Genomic DNA, 1,055 nt, shown 5'->3' on the forward strand with positions numbered 1-1,055 from the left:
CTCCGGCACCCGTCGTGATCTTTGCCGCGGCCGGGCCGGGTCATGTACCCGCGGGGGCAGTACCCTGTCGATTCACTCGTACGGCTGCAAAGACGGCACACGGCACACCCAGAAAGGCGGACGCCCCATGAGCGAGGCCCTCGATCCCGAGGTCGTGGAGTTGGCGACCAAGATCTTCGATCTGGCGCGCCAGGGCGACACCGCGGCGCTGGTCGCGTACGTGGACGCGGGCGTTCCGGCGAACCTCACGAACGACAGCGGCGACTCGCTGGTGATGCTCGCGGCGTACCACGGGCACGCCGAGGCGGTGCGGGCGCTCGTGGCGCGCGGCGCCGACACCAACAGCGCCAACGACCGGGGGCAGACGCCGCTCGCCGGTGCCGTCTTCAAGGGTGAGGACGCGGTGGTCCGGGCGCTCCTGGAGGGCGGCGCGGATCCGGCCGCGGGGATGCCGTCGGCGATCGATACCGCACGGATGTTCGGAAAGGTGGAGCTGCTTCAGCTGTTCGGGACCGCCTGAGCGGGGTACCTGACCAGCAACGACGGGGGCGCTGGAAATGTGGTCGCGGCGGACATGACCGCCGGGTCATCATGACGACGTGATTCACGGACGCGACGGCGGGGCAGATGTTGCCGCACCGCGTGGACCGTGATCGGCCCGCCCCCGGACCTCCCGTCCGGGACCCTTGGGCCACCGACGAGAGGCAGAGGAAAATGGTCTTCGACAAGCAAGAGACGGCGGGCGGCCCGACGTGTTGGCGCACGGCCAGGTAATTGCGTGATTCCCGGTTGCGTCGACGCTTGATGTGAGGCTGTTTCCCATGTTCGATCCGGTCATAGCGCCCAGCGGTACGCTGCTCGGCCTGCTGCAGCGGGGCCGCGGCGACGGCACGCTGCACGCACTCACCGCCCCGCGGTCCGAGGCGCTCGCCGCCCTCGACCACTGTGTCCTGAACGATCCCCGCCACGACTGGCAGGTGGAGAACCGCTCGCTCTACTACGCGCGGCTCTACCTCGACCTGCACGGCGGGCTCGGCGAGATCGAGCGGCATCTG

At 69.7% G+C, this 1,055-nt stretch carries 1 protein-coding gene and 1 pseudogene; both read left to right on the plus strand.

Going from position 1 to position 1,055, the window contains the following annotated elements; all coding sequences use genetic code 11:
- Window positions 1-127: 127 nt before the first annotated feature.
- Window positions 128-520: an ankyrin repeat domain-containing protein gene (locus tag AOK22_RS38970; RefSeq protein WP_055703341.1), complete on the plus strand. Its 393-nt coding sequence runs from the start codon at window positions 128-130 to the stop codon at window positions 518-520.
- A gap of 301 nt (window positions 521-821) precedes the next feature.
- Window positions 822-1,055, plus strand: a pseudogene (locus AOK22_RS38975) (HEAT repeat domain-containing protein); the annotation flags it as partial.

Origin of the sequence: Streptomyces silaceus (assembly GCF_001419745.1) — a bacterium.
GTDB classification, from domain to species: Bacteria; Actinomycetota; Actinomycetes; order Streptomycetales; family Streptomycetaceae; genus Streptomyces; species Streptomyces silaceus.